14 protein-coding genes and 2 pseudogenes are annotated in these 16240 nt (G+C 64.5%); 8 read left to right on the top strand and 8 right to left on the bottom strand.

All coding sequences use genetic code 11. The annotated features are described in order from the left end of the window. Positions 1-22: 22 nt before the first annotated feature. Positions 23-910 carry a LysR family transcriptional regulator gene (locus ACLLJI_RS16465; protein ID WP_434614479.1) on the bottom strand — a complete coding sequence of 296 codons (888 nt, stop codon included), beginning with the start codon at positions 908-910 and terminating at the stop codon, positions 23-25. 118 nt (positions 911-1028) lie between these two features. Here ACLLJI_RS16465 and ACLLJI_RS16460 point away from each other — a divergent pair, with 118 nt between their 5' ends. The 8 genes and pseudogenes from ACLLJI_RS16460 to ACLLJI_RS16425 all read left to right on the top strand — a co-directional run bounded on the left by ACLLJI_RS16460 (position 1029) and on the right by ACLLJI_RS16425 (position 11006). Continuing rightward, positions 1029-2489, top strand: a complete 1461-nt coding sequence (locus tag ACLLJI_RS16460; RefSeq protein WP_434614476.1) for an aldehyde dehydrogenase family protein — start codon at positions 1029-1031, stop codon at positions 2487-2489. Next, a complete protein-coding gene (locus ACLLJI_RS16455) occupies positions 2486-4207 on the top strand; it encodes a hypothetical protein (protein WP_434614473.1) in 1722 nt (573 codons plus the stop codon). The genes ACLLJI_RS16460 and ACLLJI_RS16455 overlap by 4 nt, the downstream gene beginning before the upstream one ends. Then, on the top strand, positions 4207-5199 hold the full coding sequence (locus ACLLJI_RS16450; RefSeq protein WP_283562301.1) for a membrane dipeptidase: 993 nt from the start codon (positions 4207-4209) through the stop codon (positions 5197-5199). The genes ACLLJI_RS16455 and ACLLJI_RS16450 overlap by 1 nt, the downstream gene beginning before the upstream one ends. Beyond that, positions 5192-5929, top strand: a complete 738-nt coding sequence (locus ACLLJI_RS16445) for a hypothetical protein (protein WP_434614470.1) — start codon at positions 5192-5194, stop codon at positions 5927-5929. The genes ACLLJI_RS16450 and ACLLJI_RS16445 overlap by 8 nt, the downstream gene beginning before the upstream one ends. Next, entirely contained in the window at positions 5926-6306 is a 381-nt protein-coding gene (locus ACLLJI_RS16440; RefSeq protein WP_434614467.1) for a RidA family protein, read from the top strand. Before ACLLJI_RS16445 ends, ACLLJI_RS16440 begins: the two co-directional genes overlap by 4 nt. A 67-nt stretch (positions 6307-6373) precedes the next feature. After that, on the top strand, positions 6374-7738 hold the full coding sequence (locus tag ACLLJI_RS16435) for an MFS transporter (RefSeq protein ID WP_283562298.1): 1365 nt from the start codon (positions 6374-6376) through the stop codon (positions 7736-7738). A gap of 123 nt (positions 7739-7861) precedes the next feature. Then, positions 7862-9520 (top strand): annotated as a pseudogene (locus ACLLJI_RS16430) (thiamine pyrophosphate-dependent enzyme). Positions 9521-9603: 83 nt separating this feature from the next. Continuing rightward, positions 9604-11006 (top strand): annotated as a pseudogene (locus tag ACLLJI_RS16425) (aldehyde dehydrogenase family protein). Between the two features lie 184 nt (positions 11007-11190). Here ACLLJI_RS16425 and ACLLJI_RS16420 read toward each other — a convergent pair. The 7 genes from ACLLJI_RS16420 to ACLLJI_RS16390 all read right to left on the bottom strand — a co-directional run bounded on the left by ACLLJI_RS16420 (position 11191) and on the right by ACLLJI_RS16390 (position 15865). Then, entirely contained in the window at positions 11191-12177 is a 987-nt protein-coding gene (locus tag ACLLJI_RS16420) for an acyl-CoA thioesterase (protein WP_434614463.1), read from the bottom strand. 185 nt (positions 12178-12362) lie between these two features. Then, the gene (locus tag ACLLJI_RS16415; protein ID WP_434614460.1) at positions 12363-13058 is read right to left on the bottom strand and encodes a maleylpyruvate isomerase family mycothiol-dependent enzyme; all 696 of its coding nucleotides are present in this window, start codon (positions 13056-13058) and stop codon (positions 12363-12365) included. 255 nt (positions 13059-13313) lie between these two features. After that, positions 13314-13748 (bottom strand): hypothetical protein, encoded by a 435-nt coding sequence (locus ACLLJI_RS16410; RefSeq protein ID WP_434614457.1) that lies wholly within the window; start codon positions 13746-13748, stop codon positions 13314-13316. 30 nt (positions 13749-13778) lie between these two features. Further along, positions 13779-13913 (bottom strand): hypothetical protein, encoded by a 135-nt coding sequence (locus ACLLJI_RS16405; protein WP_434614454.1) that lies wholly within the window; start codon positions 13911-13913, stop codon positions 13779-13781. An 885-nt stretch (positions 13914-14798) separates the two neighbouring features. Beyond that, the gene (locus ACLLJI_RS16400) at positions 14799-15062 is read right to left on the bottom strand and encodes a hypothetical protein (RefSeq protein WP_434614451.1); all 264 of its coding nucleotides are present in this window, start codon (positions 15060-15062) and stop codon (positions 14799-14801) included. After that, positions 15059-15235, bottom strand: a complete 177-nt coding sequence (locus ACLLJI_RS16395) for a hypothetical protein (protein ID WP_434614448.1) — start codon at positions 15233-15235, stop codon at positions 15059-15061. Before ACLLJI_RS16395 ends, ACLLJI_RS16400 begins: the two co-directional genes overlap by 4 nt. A gap of 177 nt (positions 15236-15412) precedes the next feature. Further along, positions 15413-15865, bottom strand: coding sequence for a hypothetical protein (locus tag ACLLJI_RS16390; protein WP_434614446.1), 453 nt, complete (start codon positions 15863-15865; stop codon positions 15413-15415). Between the last annotated feature and the right edge of the window lie 375 nt (positions 15866-16240).

Here is a 16240-nt window from a genome sequence, read left to right as displayed (position 1 = left end):
CCCCACCGCCCGGTGTGCCCGGTCAGGAGACGAGGATTTCCTGGAACGCTTCCTTGACTTTTGTCACGAGCAAGGAGTTGGATGTGTCGGTGGCGTAAATCAGGCTGACCGTCGAGCTGGCGTTGGCGTCTTCAATGTCCAGGTAGACCAGTCCCGGGATGGCGAACGCGCGCATCGATTCGGGCACGACGGCGATGCCCAGGTGGGCTGCGACGAGGCCGAGAATGGTGGGGAACTGGACGGCTTCCTGGGCGATGTCAAAGTCCACGCCCACGGCATGGAGCAGGGCCGAAATGTGGTCAAAGAGCGATGAGATGCGGCTTCGCGGAAAGGCAATGAAAGCCTCACCTTTCAGATCCTTTAGGCCCACAGGGGACTGTGCGGCGAGGCGGTGGTCGTCGGCCACGGCGACCACCAGGGGCTCGTACCGGAGCACCGTGGCGCTGATGCCCGCCACTGTCCGGACCTCCCGCGCAATGCCGGCGTCAAGGATGCCGGCTGCAATGAGCTCCAATTGCACATCCGTGGTCTCCTCGCGCAGTTGGAGATCGATCCCAGGCCACTGTGAGCGCATGTGCCGGACCAGGCCGGGCACCATGGATATGGCCGCCGAAGAAACAAAGCCCAGCCGCAGCCGGCCAAGTTCACCGTTCCTGGCATGCGACAGTGCCGCCGTCATGACGGCGTATTGGACCAGGACCTTGCGCGCATGCTCCAACAGCACCTCGCCCTCAGCGGTCAGTTCCACGTTGCGGGAATTGCGCACGAACAGGGCGACCTTGCACTCGTCCTCCAGCTTGCGTATCTGCTGGCTCAACGGCGGCTGTGCCATGTGAAGGCGCTGGGCTGCACGGTTGAAGTGGAGTTCTTCGGCCACTGCGACGAAAAGTTCAAGGCGTCTGAGGTTCATGCAATCAAGACTAAATGGATATTGAAGTGCGTCAAATAGATACTTCAATTCGCAAGGCAATGCGCCTAACGTTGGTGGTGAGAGAAGTCACAGATTGGCACGGAACAAAGGATTGAAAATGCCCGTATTGACCAAACCCGCCAGCAGCTTCATCAACGGTATCTGGGTTGAGGGATCAGGTGCTTTCGTGTCCCGATACAACCCGGCAGTGCCGGACCAGGCAGTGACCAGCTACCACCAGGCCGGCTCCGCGGAGCTGGGCCAGGCGATCCAGGCCGCCGCTGCCGCAACCACGGCCTGGGACGAGCTGGGCATTCTGGCACGCGGCCGCGTCCTGGCGACCGCCGCGGCAGCCATCCGGGACCGGGCCGAGGAAATCGCCGCCGTCATGACCGCCGAACACGGCAAGACAATCGCGGAGTCCAGGATGGAGGTTGATGCATCGGCGGACACCTTTGACTACCATGCCGCCTCCGCCCGCAATCCCGTGGGTACCGAATTCCCCTCCAGTCATCCGGAGGAGCGGATCCTGACCATACGGCGGCCTCTGGGCGTGGTCGGGGTGATCACCCCGTGGAACTTCCCCCTGCAGATTCCGGCCTGGAAGATCGCTCCGGCGCTCCTGAACGGCAACACGGTGGTGTGGAAGTCGGCGAGCAACACGCCGGGGGTCTCCGTTCTGCTGATGGAGGCGCTGGCTGCCGCCGGTGTCCCCGCCGGCGTGGTCAACCTGATCCTGGGCCCGGGCCAGCTGGGCTCCGAACTGGTGTCCGATCCCTTGGTGGGTGGTGTGACGTTCACCGGCTCCGTGCCGGTCGGCCACCACATCCGGGGAATAGTCTGTGGACGGGGAGCGAAACTGCAGCTTGAACTCGGCGGTCACAACGCCACACTGGTCCTTCCGGATGCGGATGCTGAGCTGGCTGCCACCAGCGTAGTCAACGCGGCCATGGGTTCCACCGGTCAGAAGTGCACCGCCACGCGGCGCGTGATCCTGGTCGGCGGCGGGCACGAGGACTTCCTGGCACGAGTCAAGGACAAGGTGTCGGCCCTGGTGCTGGGACCGGGCACGGATCCCTCGGTCCAGATCGGCCCCGTCGTCTCGCCGTCGGCCCGCGGGGAAATCAACGCCGCCATCGAACAGGCGCTGGCGGAAGGCGGGGAAATCCTGGCCCAGTCGACTCTGCCAGAGGGCGAAGGCAGCTACGTCGCCCCCACCGTGCTGACCGGACCGCGCTCCATGACCATCTGCCAGGAGGAAGTCTTTGGCCCCGTGACAACCGTGCTGCACGCAGACACCCTGGAGGATGCCATCGAACTGGCAAATAACACGGCGTTCGGCCTCACCGCCGCCGTCTTCAGCAGCGACGAGCGTGCCATCCGCCGCTGCGTGTCCGCGCTGCAGGCAGGCCTGGTCAAGGTCAACGCCCCGACCACCGGCTCCGAACTGCACGCCCCGTTCGGGGGAATGAAGGACTCCACCTTCGCCGGACCCCGGGAGCAGAACAGCGCCGCCGCCGCCACTTTCTTCACCCACGAGAAGACCGCCTACCTGCGCCTGGCACCCAAGAAGGCATGACCATGAACCTCATCGACGAAAAAACCAGGTGTGAGCTGCGCACCCCGGAGGCTGTGCTCTGCGGTTCCGACATGAACGGCGCCTGGGGCACCCGGCACAGTTTTGCCCGCACGATGCTCCGCCGCGCGGCCTCCCACCAATGGCGTGTGACCAAGTCCCGTCTGGAGCTGGACGAGCTGGGCCGGGGGACAGCCGTCTACACCCTTGACATCGAGGGCTTCAGCTTGAAGTTCATCGCTTTCTGCCAGGCACTGGAAGAAAGCGAACGCACCGACAGGGTCATCGCGAACGCCTGGGACGTCACGGCCGCACTCATCGAAGGTGAACTGAGCCCCGAGCGCGAGGCGGAACTGCGCCGCAACGTCACGGTCCAGGAACAAGGCCGCACCGACCCGGAAACGATCATCATGACCCGGGCCAACCGCAGCGCCCGCTTCTTCGACTATGTGAGCGACTGCCTTGCCGCGGGGACCCAGCCCGAGGTTGCGAAGATCGGCCCCAGCCCCTACCTAATCCGCAGCACCGCGTTCTACGGCAACGGCAAGTTCGGCCTCAAGGAGCTGGCCACCCTGCCCGCCGCCCACCCCTTGTCCGTCCCCTACCGTTCGCAAATGCTCGCCGCCTGGCTGCTGCGCGAGCTCAGCATGGATCTGGTGGAGCACGTCGCCAGGGCCAAGGCTCGGGCCGCCGGCACCAATGCTGTTCCCCTGAATGCGGAGTGGGGCAAGTACTTTGGGCTGGGCAACGCCACCGGCTTGGGCATGGTGCCTTTCCTGGTCAACCACCCCGGCTACCTCGACGCCTGGTGCAAGCTCCGCGAGCTTCCCCTCGCCGCGGGACTCGCCACCAGTTACACACCGGAGGATCCTGACCTGGGCCGGGTTGTTGAACAACTTGAGAGGGCTGACCGGCACCTGGCGGAAAAGTCCGAGTTGAAGACCGTGCCGTTCCTTTCGACCGATTCGATCAGGCCCCAACTTCGCCAACTGCTGCGCGAACTCCAAGCCTTCATGGCTTCCGGTGGGAAGGCCGCCCCCGTGCTGGCGCGCCTGCACGAACTGGCGGGCGACCTTAGCCCGGAAGCCCGCGGCCTCTTCGCCTCCATCGTCATTGAACTCCGGCACGATTTCGATCAGGAGGCCGACGCCCTTCTCACGGTGGCCGCCCCGCCGCCCTTTGACCCTGCCATGCGCGGGGGCGAACTGCGGGCACTGCTGGATCAAAATTATGGCTGGACCCGCAACTACGACTTTGCCGCCCCGGAGCGCTCCACCTACTACTGGTACACCTCCGCGGACAGCGAAGAACCGAGGCGGGCGCAACGGATACAGATGGCGCCCGGCACAGTGCAGCACTGCACGGACGTGGCACGCCGGATCAACGCCCTGGCTGCTGATTTGGGACGCTTCCCCGCCGGGGCCAGCGTGGCCGAATTCCTGCTGGCCCATCCGGACCACCGGTTTGCTACCGAACGGATCCAGCAAACCAAGGATTACCGCTACGGGGATTTGCAGGACAACCTCCTGGATGCGCAATTCCTGCCGCTGAGCACCCAACGCTTTCAATTGGCGACCTACGGGATGAACAACTTCAGCCCGCAGTCCACTGACTGGGTGCGCGTCACTTTGTTCAGCGGCGCTCCGCGCGTGGCGGATGTCATGAACGGAACAGACGACGACGATTGGCTGTTTCCACTGGCGCCCGAAGGAGCGAAATAATGAGTGTGCACCAGCAGGCGACCGTCGTGGACGGACTGCAGATCAGTAACTGGAGCAGGCCTGTCCTGGAAGAACTGCGCACCGGCGGCGTCAGCGCCGTCAACGCCACCTGCGCCGTCTGGGAAAATGCGGCTGAAACGATCCGCTCCATCGGCCAATGGCTCGAGCTGGCCAACCGCAACGAAGATCTTTTCTTCCTGGCCACCAGCGGCGCCGACATTGAAAAGGCGAAGGAACAGGACAAGATCGCCGTCTTTCTCGGCTTCCAGAACGCCAGCCCCTTCGAGGACGACTATCGCTATGTGGAACTTTTCCACCGCCTGGGTGTCCGCATTGCCCAGCTGACCTACAACAACCAGAACCTGCTCGGCGGCGGCTGCTTCGAGACAGAGGATTCCGGGCTCACCCGATACGGACGGGTCGTGGTTTCGGAGATGAACCGAGTCGGGATGCTCGTCGACCTCTCGCACGTCGGGTACCGGACCAGCCGCGACGCGATCGAGGTCTCCACGATGCCCGTCGCAATCACGCATTCAAACCCCCTGTGGTTCTTCGACACGCCCCGCAACAAGCCGCACGACGTGATCCAACCGCTCGTGGACCGCGGGGGAGTCATCGGTTGCTGCCTCTACCCGACCGTCAGCGGCGGCGAACACGTGACCATTGAGAGCTTTGCCGGCATGGTCTCGCGCATGGTGGATCAGTATGGGCCCTCTCATGTCGGTCTGGGCAGCGACTGCACCCGCGGCTGGGACCACGAATTCGTCGGCTGGCTCCGCAACGGCCGCTGGCAGCCGACCGCACCGGAAAACTCACCCCGGTGGCCCGCCTGGCCCAACTGGTTCACGGGACCCGAAGACTTCCCCCGGCTCACCGAAGGACTGGTGGCTGCCGGACTCACTGATGACACCATTGCCGCGGTCCTCGGCGGCAACTTCAGCCGCCTGTTCGCCGAGGTCATGGACAACACCAAGGAGAAGGCCCATGTCTGAGACCCCAGTGTCTGAGACCAAAGTGTCAGGCATCACAGACAGTGTCCACGGGAATGCCGTCTGCTCCGTCCAGCCCCGCGAGATCGTCGAATCGGCGTTCCGCGCCATGTGCGCCGCGGGTGCGGACCCCGCCGAGGCCCAGGAGGGCGGACTGGCCGTGCTGCGGGCCGAAGTCGACTCGAAGGACGGGCTTGCCCTGTTGGAGCAACTGCTCGCGGCAGACTGGGCACAGCCCGTGCGGGCCGCCGGGACTAAAGCGACTGTGTGGGCCGGTGTCACCGTTCACGAGCTCGACTGCCCGGACCAACCGGCACTGCGTTCGGCGATGCAGCTTATCGACCTGGCCGCCAGCGGCGGTGCCGAGGAAGTCCGGGTCAGCCGCACCACGTGTTCCGGTATCCCGCGCCAACTGTGGAACGACCTGCTGCTGCGGCGCAGCGCCAACCTGCGGCGCACCATTATTGTGGCCATCTCCACCAAGGCCGGCACGGAATACCTCTCCGTCAACAACGGCACCGTCACCTCGGCAAGCGAGCCGCCCAGCACAGCCCTGGCAGCATCGCTGCTGCCGCCGTCGGACGGGGAAAACACGGTCGTCGTCGTCCTTCCTGGCACTTCCGGACCGGCCCGCCAGGACGCAAACATTTGTCAAAACCCCCTGAAAGTAAGTGACCACGAATGGCATCGCATGTATCAGCTTTCCCGGAACTACCTCATGGCGGACCGGTGAGCAGCATCGAGCGCACCCAGTTCTCCGACGGTAAGCCCCGGCCCTACTCAGCCTCGGCCGCCGTCAACGGCATCGTCTTTCTCTGCGGGCAAGTGCCCACCCGCGCCGACGGTTCAACCCCAGCCGACATTGCCGGCCAAGTAACCCAAGCATTCGACAACCTGGAAAACGCCCTGTCGGGTGCACATTCAGACCTTTCCAGCCTCCTCAAACTCACCGTCTACCTCGCGGACCTGGACGAGTTCGAGGACTACAACGCCGCCTACCTCACCCGGCTCAGCGGCCATCCACTGCCTCCCCGTACCACGGTGCAGGTTGCCCGTTTCCGGGGCCAGAAGCGCATCGAAATCGATGCCGTCGCAGCCGCAACAGCCTGACCCACCCTCGGTCACGGATCTGTCGGGTAACCACCGCCGCTTTCCCTAAGCCCAGATCGGAACCACCATGCTCCACGCACCTGTTCCAGCACCCACCTCCCAACTAACCATTGATTCAGCACCGCTGAACTCGTTCCACAAGCGCCTGACGCTGTTCAGCTCGGGTGGGCCGTTCCTGGACGGCTATATCCTGGCCATCATCGGCATCGCCTTGGTCCAGGTCATTCCCCAATGGCAGATGAACGAGTGGTGGAACGGGCTCATCGGCGCCTCCGCCCTGGTCGGCGTCTTCATCGGTGGCCTGGTCTTCGGCAACATCACCGACAAAATCGGGCGCAAACTCATGTACACGATCGACCTGGTCGCGATCATCGTGTTTTCCGTCGCACAGTTCTGGGTCAATGAGCCCTGGCAGTTGTTTACGCTGCGCCTGCTCATCGGCATAGCGGTTGGGGCGGACTACCCCATCGCCACCGCACTCGTAGCCGAATTCGTGCCCGCGAACTGGCGGGCACGGCTGCTCGGCGGCCTAAACGCCATGTGGTTCGTCGGGGCAACCGTGGCCGCCTTTGTCGGCTACTGGCTGCTGTCCCTGGAAGACGGCTGGCGGTGGATGCTCCTGTCCTCGGCGGTCCCGGCCGTCTTGATCCTCATTGCCCGGGCCACGATCCCGGAATCCCCGCACTGGCTGGTCGGCAAGGGCCGCCACGACGAGGCCCTGGCCATCTTGAAGAAGACCATCGGTGAGGGGGCGACCCTGGACGGGATCACAGCCCATGACCCCAATGCCGTCAAGCTCAGCACCGGCAAGGCCTTCAAGATGGTGCTCACCGGCGGCTACCTGAACCGTGTCATCTTCATCTCCATCTTCTGGACCTGCACCATCGTGACCCTGTTCTCGATCTACGCCTTTGGACCGCAGATCCTGGCCCTGTTCCACCTCGAGTCCGGAGACGCAGCAAACATCGGCTACGGACTGATCAACCTATTCTTCCTTGTAGGCAACATTGTCGCCCTGCTCGTCGTGGACAAGCTTGGCCGCCGCCCCGTCCTGATCTGGGGGTTCATCCTCTCCGGCGTCGGCCTGCTGTTCCTGGCACTCTTCCCCACCGCCCCGCTGGGACTGATCGCTCTCGCCTTCGCCTTTTACGCCATCTTCAACGGCGGGCCCTCAATCCTGGAATGGATCTATCCAAACGAGCTGTTCCCGACCAAGGTCCGGGCCACCGCCGTGGGCCTGTGCACCGGAACCAGCCGCATCGGCGCCGCCATCGGAACCTTCGCCACCCCCTTGGCACTGACCCACCTGGGGCTCTCGGGCACCATGTGGATCGCCGCCGGCATTGCCCTGGTCGGAGCCGGAGCCAGTTACTTCATGGCACCGGAAACCAAAGGCAAAAACCTCGAAGACGCCGCCTCACTCCACGCCTGAGAACTCCGGAATGCATCCGCGACAGCCGATAATCCATAGACAAGGAAACACCATGACGTTACTGAACGTCGCCGTCCACGCCGCGGGATAGACACGAAGACGCAGAACGGGACTGCCTGCGACATATCTTCCGCTGACGTCCCTGCACCCGCGGCGCCGTCGGCAGGGCACGTCATAGTCGACTCGCTCGTGGCCCACGGCGTCCGGCGCGTCCACGTGGTCCCGGGGGAAAGCTACCGCGAGGTCCTGCACGGCTGTGCACGGCTCGCCGATTGAAACCATCGTCTGCCGGCATGAGGGCGGTGCGAGCTACATGGCTGAGGCCGACGGGAAGATGAACCAGCTTCCGGGCATTGCGATGGTGACCCGGGGGCCAGGGGCGGCGAACGCCCACGTTGGGCTGCACACCGCCTGGCAGGATTCAACACCCATGGGCCTCTTCGTCGGGCTGATTCCCTTTGACCACCGCGACCGGGAGGCATTCCGGGAATTCGACAGCAAGGCCTGGTTCGATACCGGAGCCAAGCGCGTCATGGTCCTTGACCATGCCGAACGTGCCTCGGAAATCGTTGCCGAGGCCATGTTCGCGGCCATGAACGGCCGTCCCGGCCCCGTCGTCGTCGGCCTGCCCGAGGACATCATCCGGGAACACGTCAACCCGTCCCTGCACCCGCCCATCCCCGTCGTTGGAGGTGGCATGACCGGGGAGGACTCCGACGCCTTGGCCAACGCCTTGGCCGCCTCAAGCAGGCCGCTGTTCGTTACGGGCGGCAATGACTGGACCCAGGACGGGGCCGACCGGCTGACCCGGTGGCTGGAGCGTCATCACATCCCTGCCGCGGCCGAGTGGCGCACCGAAGGGACCGTCCCCTTCGATTCTCCGTCCTATGTGGGCCCGATCGGGTACGGCCGGCCCCGGCCCACCCATGACCTGCTGGAGGAGACCGACCTGCTGGTCTTCGTCGGCACAGTGCCCGGCGACGTCATCACTGACGGCTTTTTGTGCCGCTAGGACTGGACCAAGAAGAACTTCATTGTCAGTATGGATCCGTCCCTGCGCGGACGCTCCGGGGGGGGTGTCGCGCCAGATCGTTGCCAAACCGGACGCCTTTGTCCGGGACCTGGAGAGGATTGAGCTTCCAGTGAGTGACGAATGGAAGGCCTGGACGGCAAGGATGCGTGCGCAACAGGAACAATTCGCCGCGCTTCCCGACGCCGTCCCGGGGGCCGGGGCGGCGCGGATGGACACCCTGATGGCGAACCTGGTGCCAACGCTTCCGTCGGATGCAGTGGTCACTTTTGGTGCCGGTGAGCACACCGACTGGGCCCACCGCTACTTTCCCACCCGGGGCTACGCCTCCATGCTCAGCGCACGGAACGGATCCATGGGCTACTCGGTCCCGGCCGCCGTCGCCGCGTCCCTGGCCCACCCCGGCCGGCGCGTGGTGACCATCGCCGGGGACGGCGAATTCCTCATGAACGGCCAGGAACTGGCCACCGCCGCCCAATACGGTGCCACGCCGTTGGTGGTCGTCATGGACAACCAGGAATACGCCACGATCCGCACTCATCAGGAACGGCACTACCCGGCCAGGATCTCCGGTACCCAGCTGAAAAACCCGGATTTTGCCGTGATGTCCCAGGCGTGGCGGCTTCGGAATCAAGGTCGAGACGGACCGGGACATCCCCGCCGCCCTCGCCGCGGCGCTGAAGGCGATCGATGAGGACAAGGTGTTCGCCCTCATCCACCTCGTCGTCGAACAGTGCGTGAAGGCCTACTAGCCAGGAGCCGCCAGCCACCATCACCCTCTGCCACGACACCATGCGGTCCGGGACCACTTGCACTCAAAGATTGGAAGAATTGAATGTCTGTTTCACCTGAGGAAGAAACCCGGCTGCTGTCCACGGTTCCGGCCGGCCTGCTGATTGATGGCAGGTGGCGGCCGGCGACTTCCGGGATAACCTTTGACGTGGAGGATCCCGCCACGGGAGAGGTGCTGATGGCCGTTGCCGATGCCGGTCCCGAGGACGCCTTGGCAGCCCTGGACGCGGCAGCGGCCGCCCGGGAGTCCTGGGCGCAGGTCCCGCCGCGGCAGCGCGGGGAGATCCTGCGCCGGGCGTTTGAACTCGTCACGCAACGGGCCGGGGACTTTGCCCTGCTCATGACCCTGGAAATGGGCAAGCCGCTGGCGCAGGCCCGCAGCGAAGTCACCTATGCGGCGGAGTTCCTGCGCTGGTTCTCTGAGGAAGCAGTAAGGACATTCGGGCGTTATTCCATCGCCCCCGAAGGCACGTCCAGGCTGTTGGTCACCAAGAAGCCTGTTGGCCCGTGTCTGCTGGTCACGCCCTGGAACTTCCCTCTGGCGATGGCGACCCGCAAGATTGCCCCGGCGGTTGCTGCCGGGTGCACCATGGTTCTGAAGCCAGCGAACCTGACCCCGCTGACCTCCCAGCTGTTCGCTGCACTCATGCAGGAAGCCGGGCTGCCGGCCGGAGTGCTGAACGTCATCCCCACCTCCACCGCCGGCGCCAGCACCGGCCCGCTTGTCACGGACCCCGCCTGCGCAAGATCTCCTTCACCGGCTCCACCGAGGTTGGGCGGGGGTTGCTGGCGAATGCCTCCAAGACCGGTGCTGCGCACCTCCATGGAGCTGGGTGGTAACGCCCCCTTCGTGGTCTTTGAAGACGCCGACATCGACGCCGCCGTCGCGGGGGCCATGATCGCCAAGATGCGCAACATGGGCGAGGCCTGTACCGCGGCCAACCGCTTCATCATCCACGAAACCGTCGCGAACGAATTCACGGAAAAATTCGCCGCCCAGATGTCCGAGATTACCCCGGCCCGCGGCACGGAAAAACATTCGACAATGGGCCATTGATCGACGCCAAGAGCCGGGAGAAGGTCCACCAGCTCGTCACGCACGCGGTCGCAGAAGGTGCGGCCGCAGTGACCGGCGGCGGCGCCGTCGAGGGCCCCGGGTACTTCTACCGGCCCACCATCCTCACCGGCGTCGTCGAAGGGGCCCGGATACTCACCGAGGAAATCTTCGCCAGACCCGCGAAGACGCCGTCGTTCACGTCCTGGAAGGTAAGCTGCACTACTGGTTCGCCGAGGGGGATGCCGTGGCGGGTCCAGGGACGCTGGTCCGGCTGCCGCGCGGTGGGTGGAAACGATGGGCCAACTGGGCCCGAACTGCCGGAGATTTTCCTCGTCCGGGTCGGATACCTTGACGACGCGCCTGCTCTCCCCACTGTTCGAACACGCTAAGCGGTAAACGGACGAGCCTGCTTTGCCCGGTGAGAAGTGCGGTTCCTTGCCGAGCGGACGACGGCGGCGGGTCGCGTTGCGCACGGACAGTCCGGCTTTGAGCGCGGTGCACGTCCGCCGGCGGGCGCGGGGGAGGCAGAGCGCGGTGGTGAGGCGGCCGTCGAAACGCAACGGACTCAACTGTCTAGCCTGGCGTCGTCGTATTTTCAGCCCGCAACAGGTGGTTGGGGAGCCTGTTTCCTGGCGCCCGGCCGCGGATTTTGAGCAGATCCCGGGCATGGGCGTGCAAACGCTTGTCCTCATCGGAAACGGGAACCCAAGGGTGAACCGGCACCGAGTTGCCGGAGTCGTCTCGTGCCACCATCACGGTCAGGCAGTAGGTGGTCAGCCTCATCTGACGTCCCTTGGGATCTCCCGAACGGACGTGGACTGCGATGTGCATGCCCTTCGTTCCCGTGTAGACCAGCCGGGCCTCCACTTCCACCACGTGGCCGATCAGCAGCGGCCGGTAGAAGCGTACACCTCCGGAGAACACCGCCACGGTGTCATTTCCGCAGTAACGTGATGCGCACACGTAGGCGGCTTCGTCGATCCATTTCATCACCATCCCGCCGTGAACCTTGCCGCCCCAATTAACGTCCGTGGGGGCGGCCATGAATCTCAGGACCACGCGCTCGGCCGTTCCCGCATCGGTATAGTTCTGGGCCTTCATGGCCGCCACGATCTCTTCCCGGACTTTGATCCTGGCCAGAGCATCATCGTAGTGTTCAATCTCCTCCGGCGTGGCGGGCTCAAAGCGTGTTACCGGGATGGGTTTGCCGTCCTCGCCGACGGCCACGAATATCACGATGCACTGACTGCGCATCGTGGGTGTCCCGCCTCTTGGGTCGCCCGAGGACACCACGGTGCGGATGTGCATCGATGACCGTCCGGTGTAGACGATAGTTGCGTCCACTTCCACCATGTCGCCATTGTTGACGGGGTCGGCAAAGTGGACGTTACCCACATAGGCGGTCACACCGTAAGACTTGGACCAGCCGACGGCGGCGGCGTAGGCTGCCTTGTCCACCCACTCCAGCACCGTGCCGGCATCCACCGAGCCGCTGTGCCCGACGTCGGTGGGGGCTGCAAGGAAACGAAGGGTCACCGAGTTAGCGGCAGTCTCACTCATGAAACGAGTTTATTGAAGTGGTAGAACGTACAACCGCGGGGAAGTCTCATACGCTGTTCCTCCCGTCATCATCGCCAGGCCACGTGACGGAATGTGGATCTCCAGAGCCAGGGTTGGGACCAACTATCCGAGGCTCTGCCTTCATGAGAGTCCTTTTTCACGAACTAATCCCCAATGGGCCTGGTTCAGGGCGTGAATGGGCCTTGCAGGACTCGGAGCGCGAGGTCAGCGTCACCTTCGATGATTGCGGTTTCCGCGAGGTTGGAACGGCCCCAGAGGCCGAGGTACATATCGTGCACTGGGGCGGTAATCGATGCCGTAGCGGGCCCTTGGCCCAGTGTCCAGCCGGGGGCCCCGGGTACGTGGAAGGCCACGGCTTCTTCCGAGTGTGGCATGCGCTTCAGCCGGAGCTGGCGTGGGGTGAACATTGCCAGGACTTCGTCGATTCCGTCGAGCATGAAGTCCTCCCCGAGAGCGGGGGCCTCCAGATCTGACGCTTGGCAGGCGTCGACGATGTGGATGGCGTGTTCGTGTGCCTGCCGCCGAAGCCAGAATCCGGCCTTCCGCGGGGGTGGGCCAAAGTTCCAGCACGGTGTCTCGGGATCGAGGGCCGCCATTGCCTTGAGGAAGGTGTCCGCCCCTTCGAGGAACCATGCTGCCGGGCCCCTGGCCGGCGGGGCCGGTTCCTCGACGAAGTTCCCCTCCAGAACCACTTGAGCTGCCCACCGTTCGATTGCACCGAGGTGCCCGAAAAGCTCGTCGAGGGTCCAGCCCGGACAGCCAGGAACAGAACGGGTCAGTATTTCGTCCGTCTGGCGCGCAAGAGCGCTGAGACGGTCGAGGTCGCTGGCCAGCTCGGCAAGGTAACGATCGGGCCCCATGAGTTGAGCATAACGGACCACCAGAAAAGCCAGCTCCAGGGTTCAGGGGCGGCGCTGGCTCATTGGGCGAGGGCCCTGTGATTGAATGACCGATGCACGGCCATGGCTGTCACTCGGAACGGGATGCCGAACCAAAATCCACTTTCGGGCACTTTCCAGGACAATCGGGTCAGGCGGGTAGACCGGGCCGCCGTGCAAGTCTAAAAAGGGGTGGACGCAGCATAGCTGCGTCCACCCCGAGGTGTAGTGGTTGGGCTAGTTGCCGTGGCCTTGACCGGTTTCAGTGGCGGTGATGGCGAAGTTGGTGTCGAGTTTTACGATGGCGTGGGTGCCGTCGGCCTTGGTGATGTGGGCCTCGTAGGCGGCGCTGCCGTCGTCCTCGGTGGTCGTGTTCTCGACAGTGGCGCCGGCGTTGGCAGCCAGTACGGCGGCCTCGACTTTCGTTGCCGTGTCGCCGGTTAGATCGGTTTCGTTGCCGTGGTGGCGGCCGCCACCGCCGACCTCGGTGGAGGTGATCGCGAAGTTGGTGTCGAGTTTGACCGTGGCGTGGGTGCCGTCCACCTTGGTGATGTGGGCTTCGTAGGCGGCGCTGCCGTCGTCCTCGGTGGTCGTCCTGTCGACGGTGGCGCCGGCGCTGGCCGCCAGGACCGCGTCCTTGACCTTCGTGGCTGTATCACCAGTAAGGGCCATTTCGTTCCCCGCCCTGCCGTCCGTGGCGGATCATGGGGGGCTCGCTGTGGCTGTGGCTGTGGCTGTGGCGGCGCTGGCGGGCAGTGCCATGGCGGTGAGGGCGCCGCCGCCCACGAGAGCGCCGATCAGAGTGGCGCCTGCCGCGATTTTCTGGACCTTGTTCAAGGTTGTGCTCCCTGGATTCGGCTCCGACGGGTTCGAAGTTGTTTCTATCGTCGAACCGGACCCTGTCGGACCACCATCACTTGGCTGTGCGTGGACTGTGAGTGCATTCGGCGGCGGGCCGATACCAAACCGCGGTTTTGTCCGCTCTGAAAAGCGCCGCAAAAGACCCCGCCGACGACCGTGACACCGCACCGAAGTGGTCGGCGATTTTGCCGGCAGGGGGCGTGGCGGGCTCAGGGCGATACGAACTTGTCGACGGCAGAGAGCTTTCGCCGCGGATTCCTGACGATCTGCGGGTCGACGCCTGGACTCGTGTCCCGAGGCTCTTCGATGTCCACCGGCCCGATCTCGTACGCACGGTCTTTGCCTCGCCAGGCGGCTCAACAGGGCCCACCTGCGCTACCCTTCATACGCCAGGTTCGGCTCCAACGGTCGTGTAATTGGAGGATTGGCTGCGGGTGCTGGGCCGGGTATGCCGGCACGAGAGTAGCTTTCTTTCCCGGCTTTCCGTCTATGCGGCGTCAAACACCCCGACACAGGCTGTGATTGGAGCGCGGGTGGTCCGGGGCGAAACGGACACGCTGGCCGCCGATGTCCATATCCCGGGCCCAGCGTTCCGTCCGAGCCCGCTACCGGCTTTGTTCGTCGCGCCGGAACTGCGCCTCCACCTCGAGCCCGATCCGCCTCCCGATAATGAAGCCGGGCACTTTCATTCCGGCCGGTGACCTGTCGAAGCTACCCACGATGGCAACGCGTATCCCTCCATCTTTGGAGCAGTTGATGATTGTCGCATTCAGCTCGGCGTGGCATTCGGCCCCGCGCACCGTGACGGTTGCCAGAGCATTCCAGCCGTCAGCGTTCGAGTGCTTGCAGTGACTGTGACAGTCAGGACGGGGTGGTTACCGGTATCCAGCAGATGGGTTTGGCCAGGTCCCGGTCGCGACGGGCATTGCCGGTGGCCAGGGCGCTTACATCAAGGTCGGCCGTAGCGGTGATAAGGTCGCCGTCGTGCCCGATCTGGGCAACGGCAGACCGGAAGGGCACGGCACCCCGGACGCTGGTCCACAGATGGGGGGCAATGAACGCTGCCGTACTCTCCGGTGCGGCCAGCGTCCAAATTCCTGCAGTGACGTTCAATGTTGTGCTCACGGTATCGTCACTCCAACCTGTTCGATGCGTCCGACGGCGCCGACGACGCCGAAGGTGTCCGCGTAGTGTCCGACGAAAGGAGCCGTTGCGGCGGTCAGGGTGAACGCCTGGGCGCCCACGGCCTGGCAGCTGAACGTCGTGCTGGAGACACGAACCAGGGCAACGGTAAGCACCTGGATCGGGTCCTGCGGTTCACTGTGTTGCCTTTCGGGGGTGCTGGAGCATCCAGGCGGAAGTCACTCTGTTGAGCCGAGCAGGTCGAGGACGAAGCGGGCCATCTCCACGCGACCGGACACGAACGTGCGCAGTTCCTCTGAGTCAGGCTCCGCCAGGCGCTGGGTGGCGACGGCCTACAACCCCGTGAAAAGGGCCATGGACGCCGCGTGCCCGCGTCGCACTATCTCTTCCGGGATGTCGGCGCCAGAGATGGCCAGGCCCTCGCAGTACGCCTGGAAGCATAGGGGCTCCAGGCGGTAGAGCTCGCCCCGGCCAGAGTTCCCTGGTTGACCCAGCCAGCCAGCCAGCAGTTGGCCCAGATCGAAGGCGGCACAGGCTCCCCCGTACAGCCCCCAGCCGATGAGCGCGAAGTTGGTGGATCCGCCCCGGACATGTCCGGTGCTTTCGACCAGGAGATTTTGCGGACTGGCGGCGCCGTGGGCAGGCAGAACCGGAAGGGCGGGCATCTCGTCGGCCAGTTCATAGGACCGGTCGGCCAAGGAGCGAAGGCCGGCGATCAGGCGCCGATCCGCGGATTGGGCCACGACCGGGACCCGCCACAGATCTTCGCCACGAATGCCAGACATGAAAATCATAGTGGCCCCGTCCAGGTAGAACCCCAATCTGGCGGCGTCCCTTGCCGCGGATATGGCCGGGCCGAGATTCTTTTACATCGCTGCTGCCCGTTCGGAGGCATAGACTTCGGCCTCCGTGCGCCACCGGTAATGGTGCGCCAGCTATTCCCGGAAGTGGAGGGGAACCTGCTCCATGCCGCTCCATAGAAGCGGGGACTGGACGAGCTTGACAACCATACTGAAGCCTGAGGCCGCCGAATCGGGGCCATTGACAGCACCGGAGGCGGTACGCACCGTCCCTTCGACCCGCCAAAGGCCGCCCGTGGTCATGTTGAACATCGGAAACGAGATCTCCGTAGCCCTGGCTGACAGGAGCTCGACGGCCGA

Source organism: Arthrobacter sp. A5 (assembly GCF_051131705.1).
Classification (GTDB): Bacteria; Actinomycetota; Actinomycetes; order Actinomycetales; family Micrococcaceae; genus Arthrobacter_M.
The sequence above is the reverse complement of the archived record's forward strand: the minus strand, read 5'-3'. Positions and strand labels throughout refer to the sequence as shown.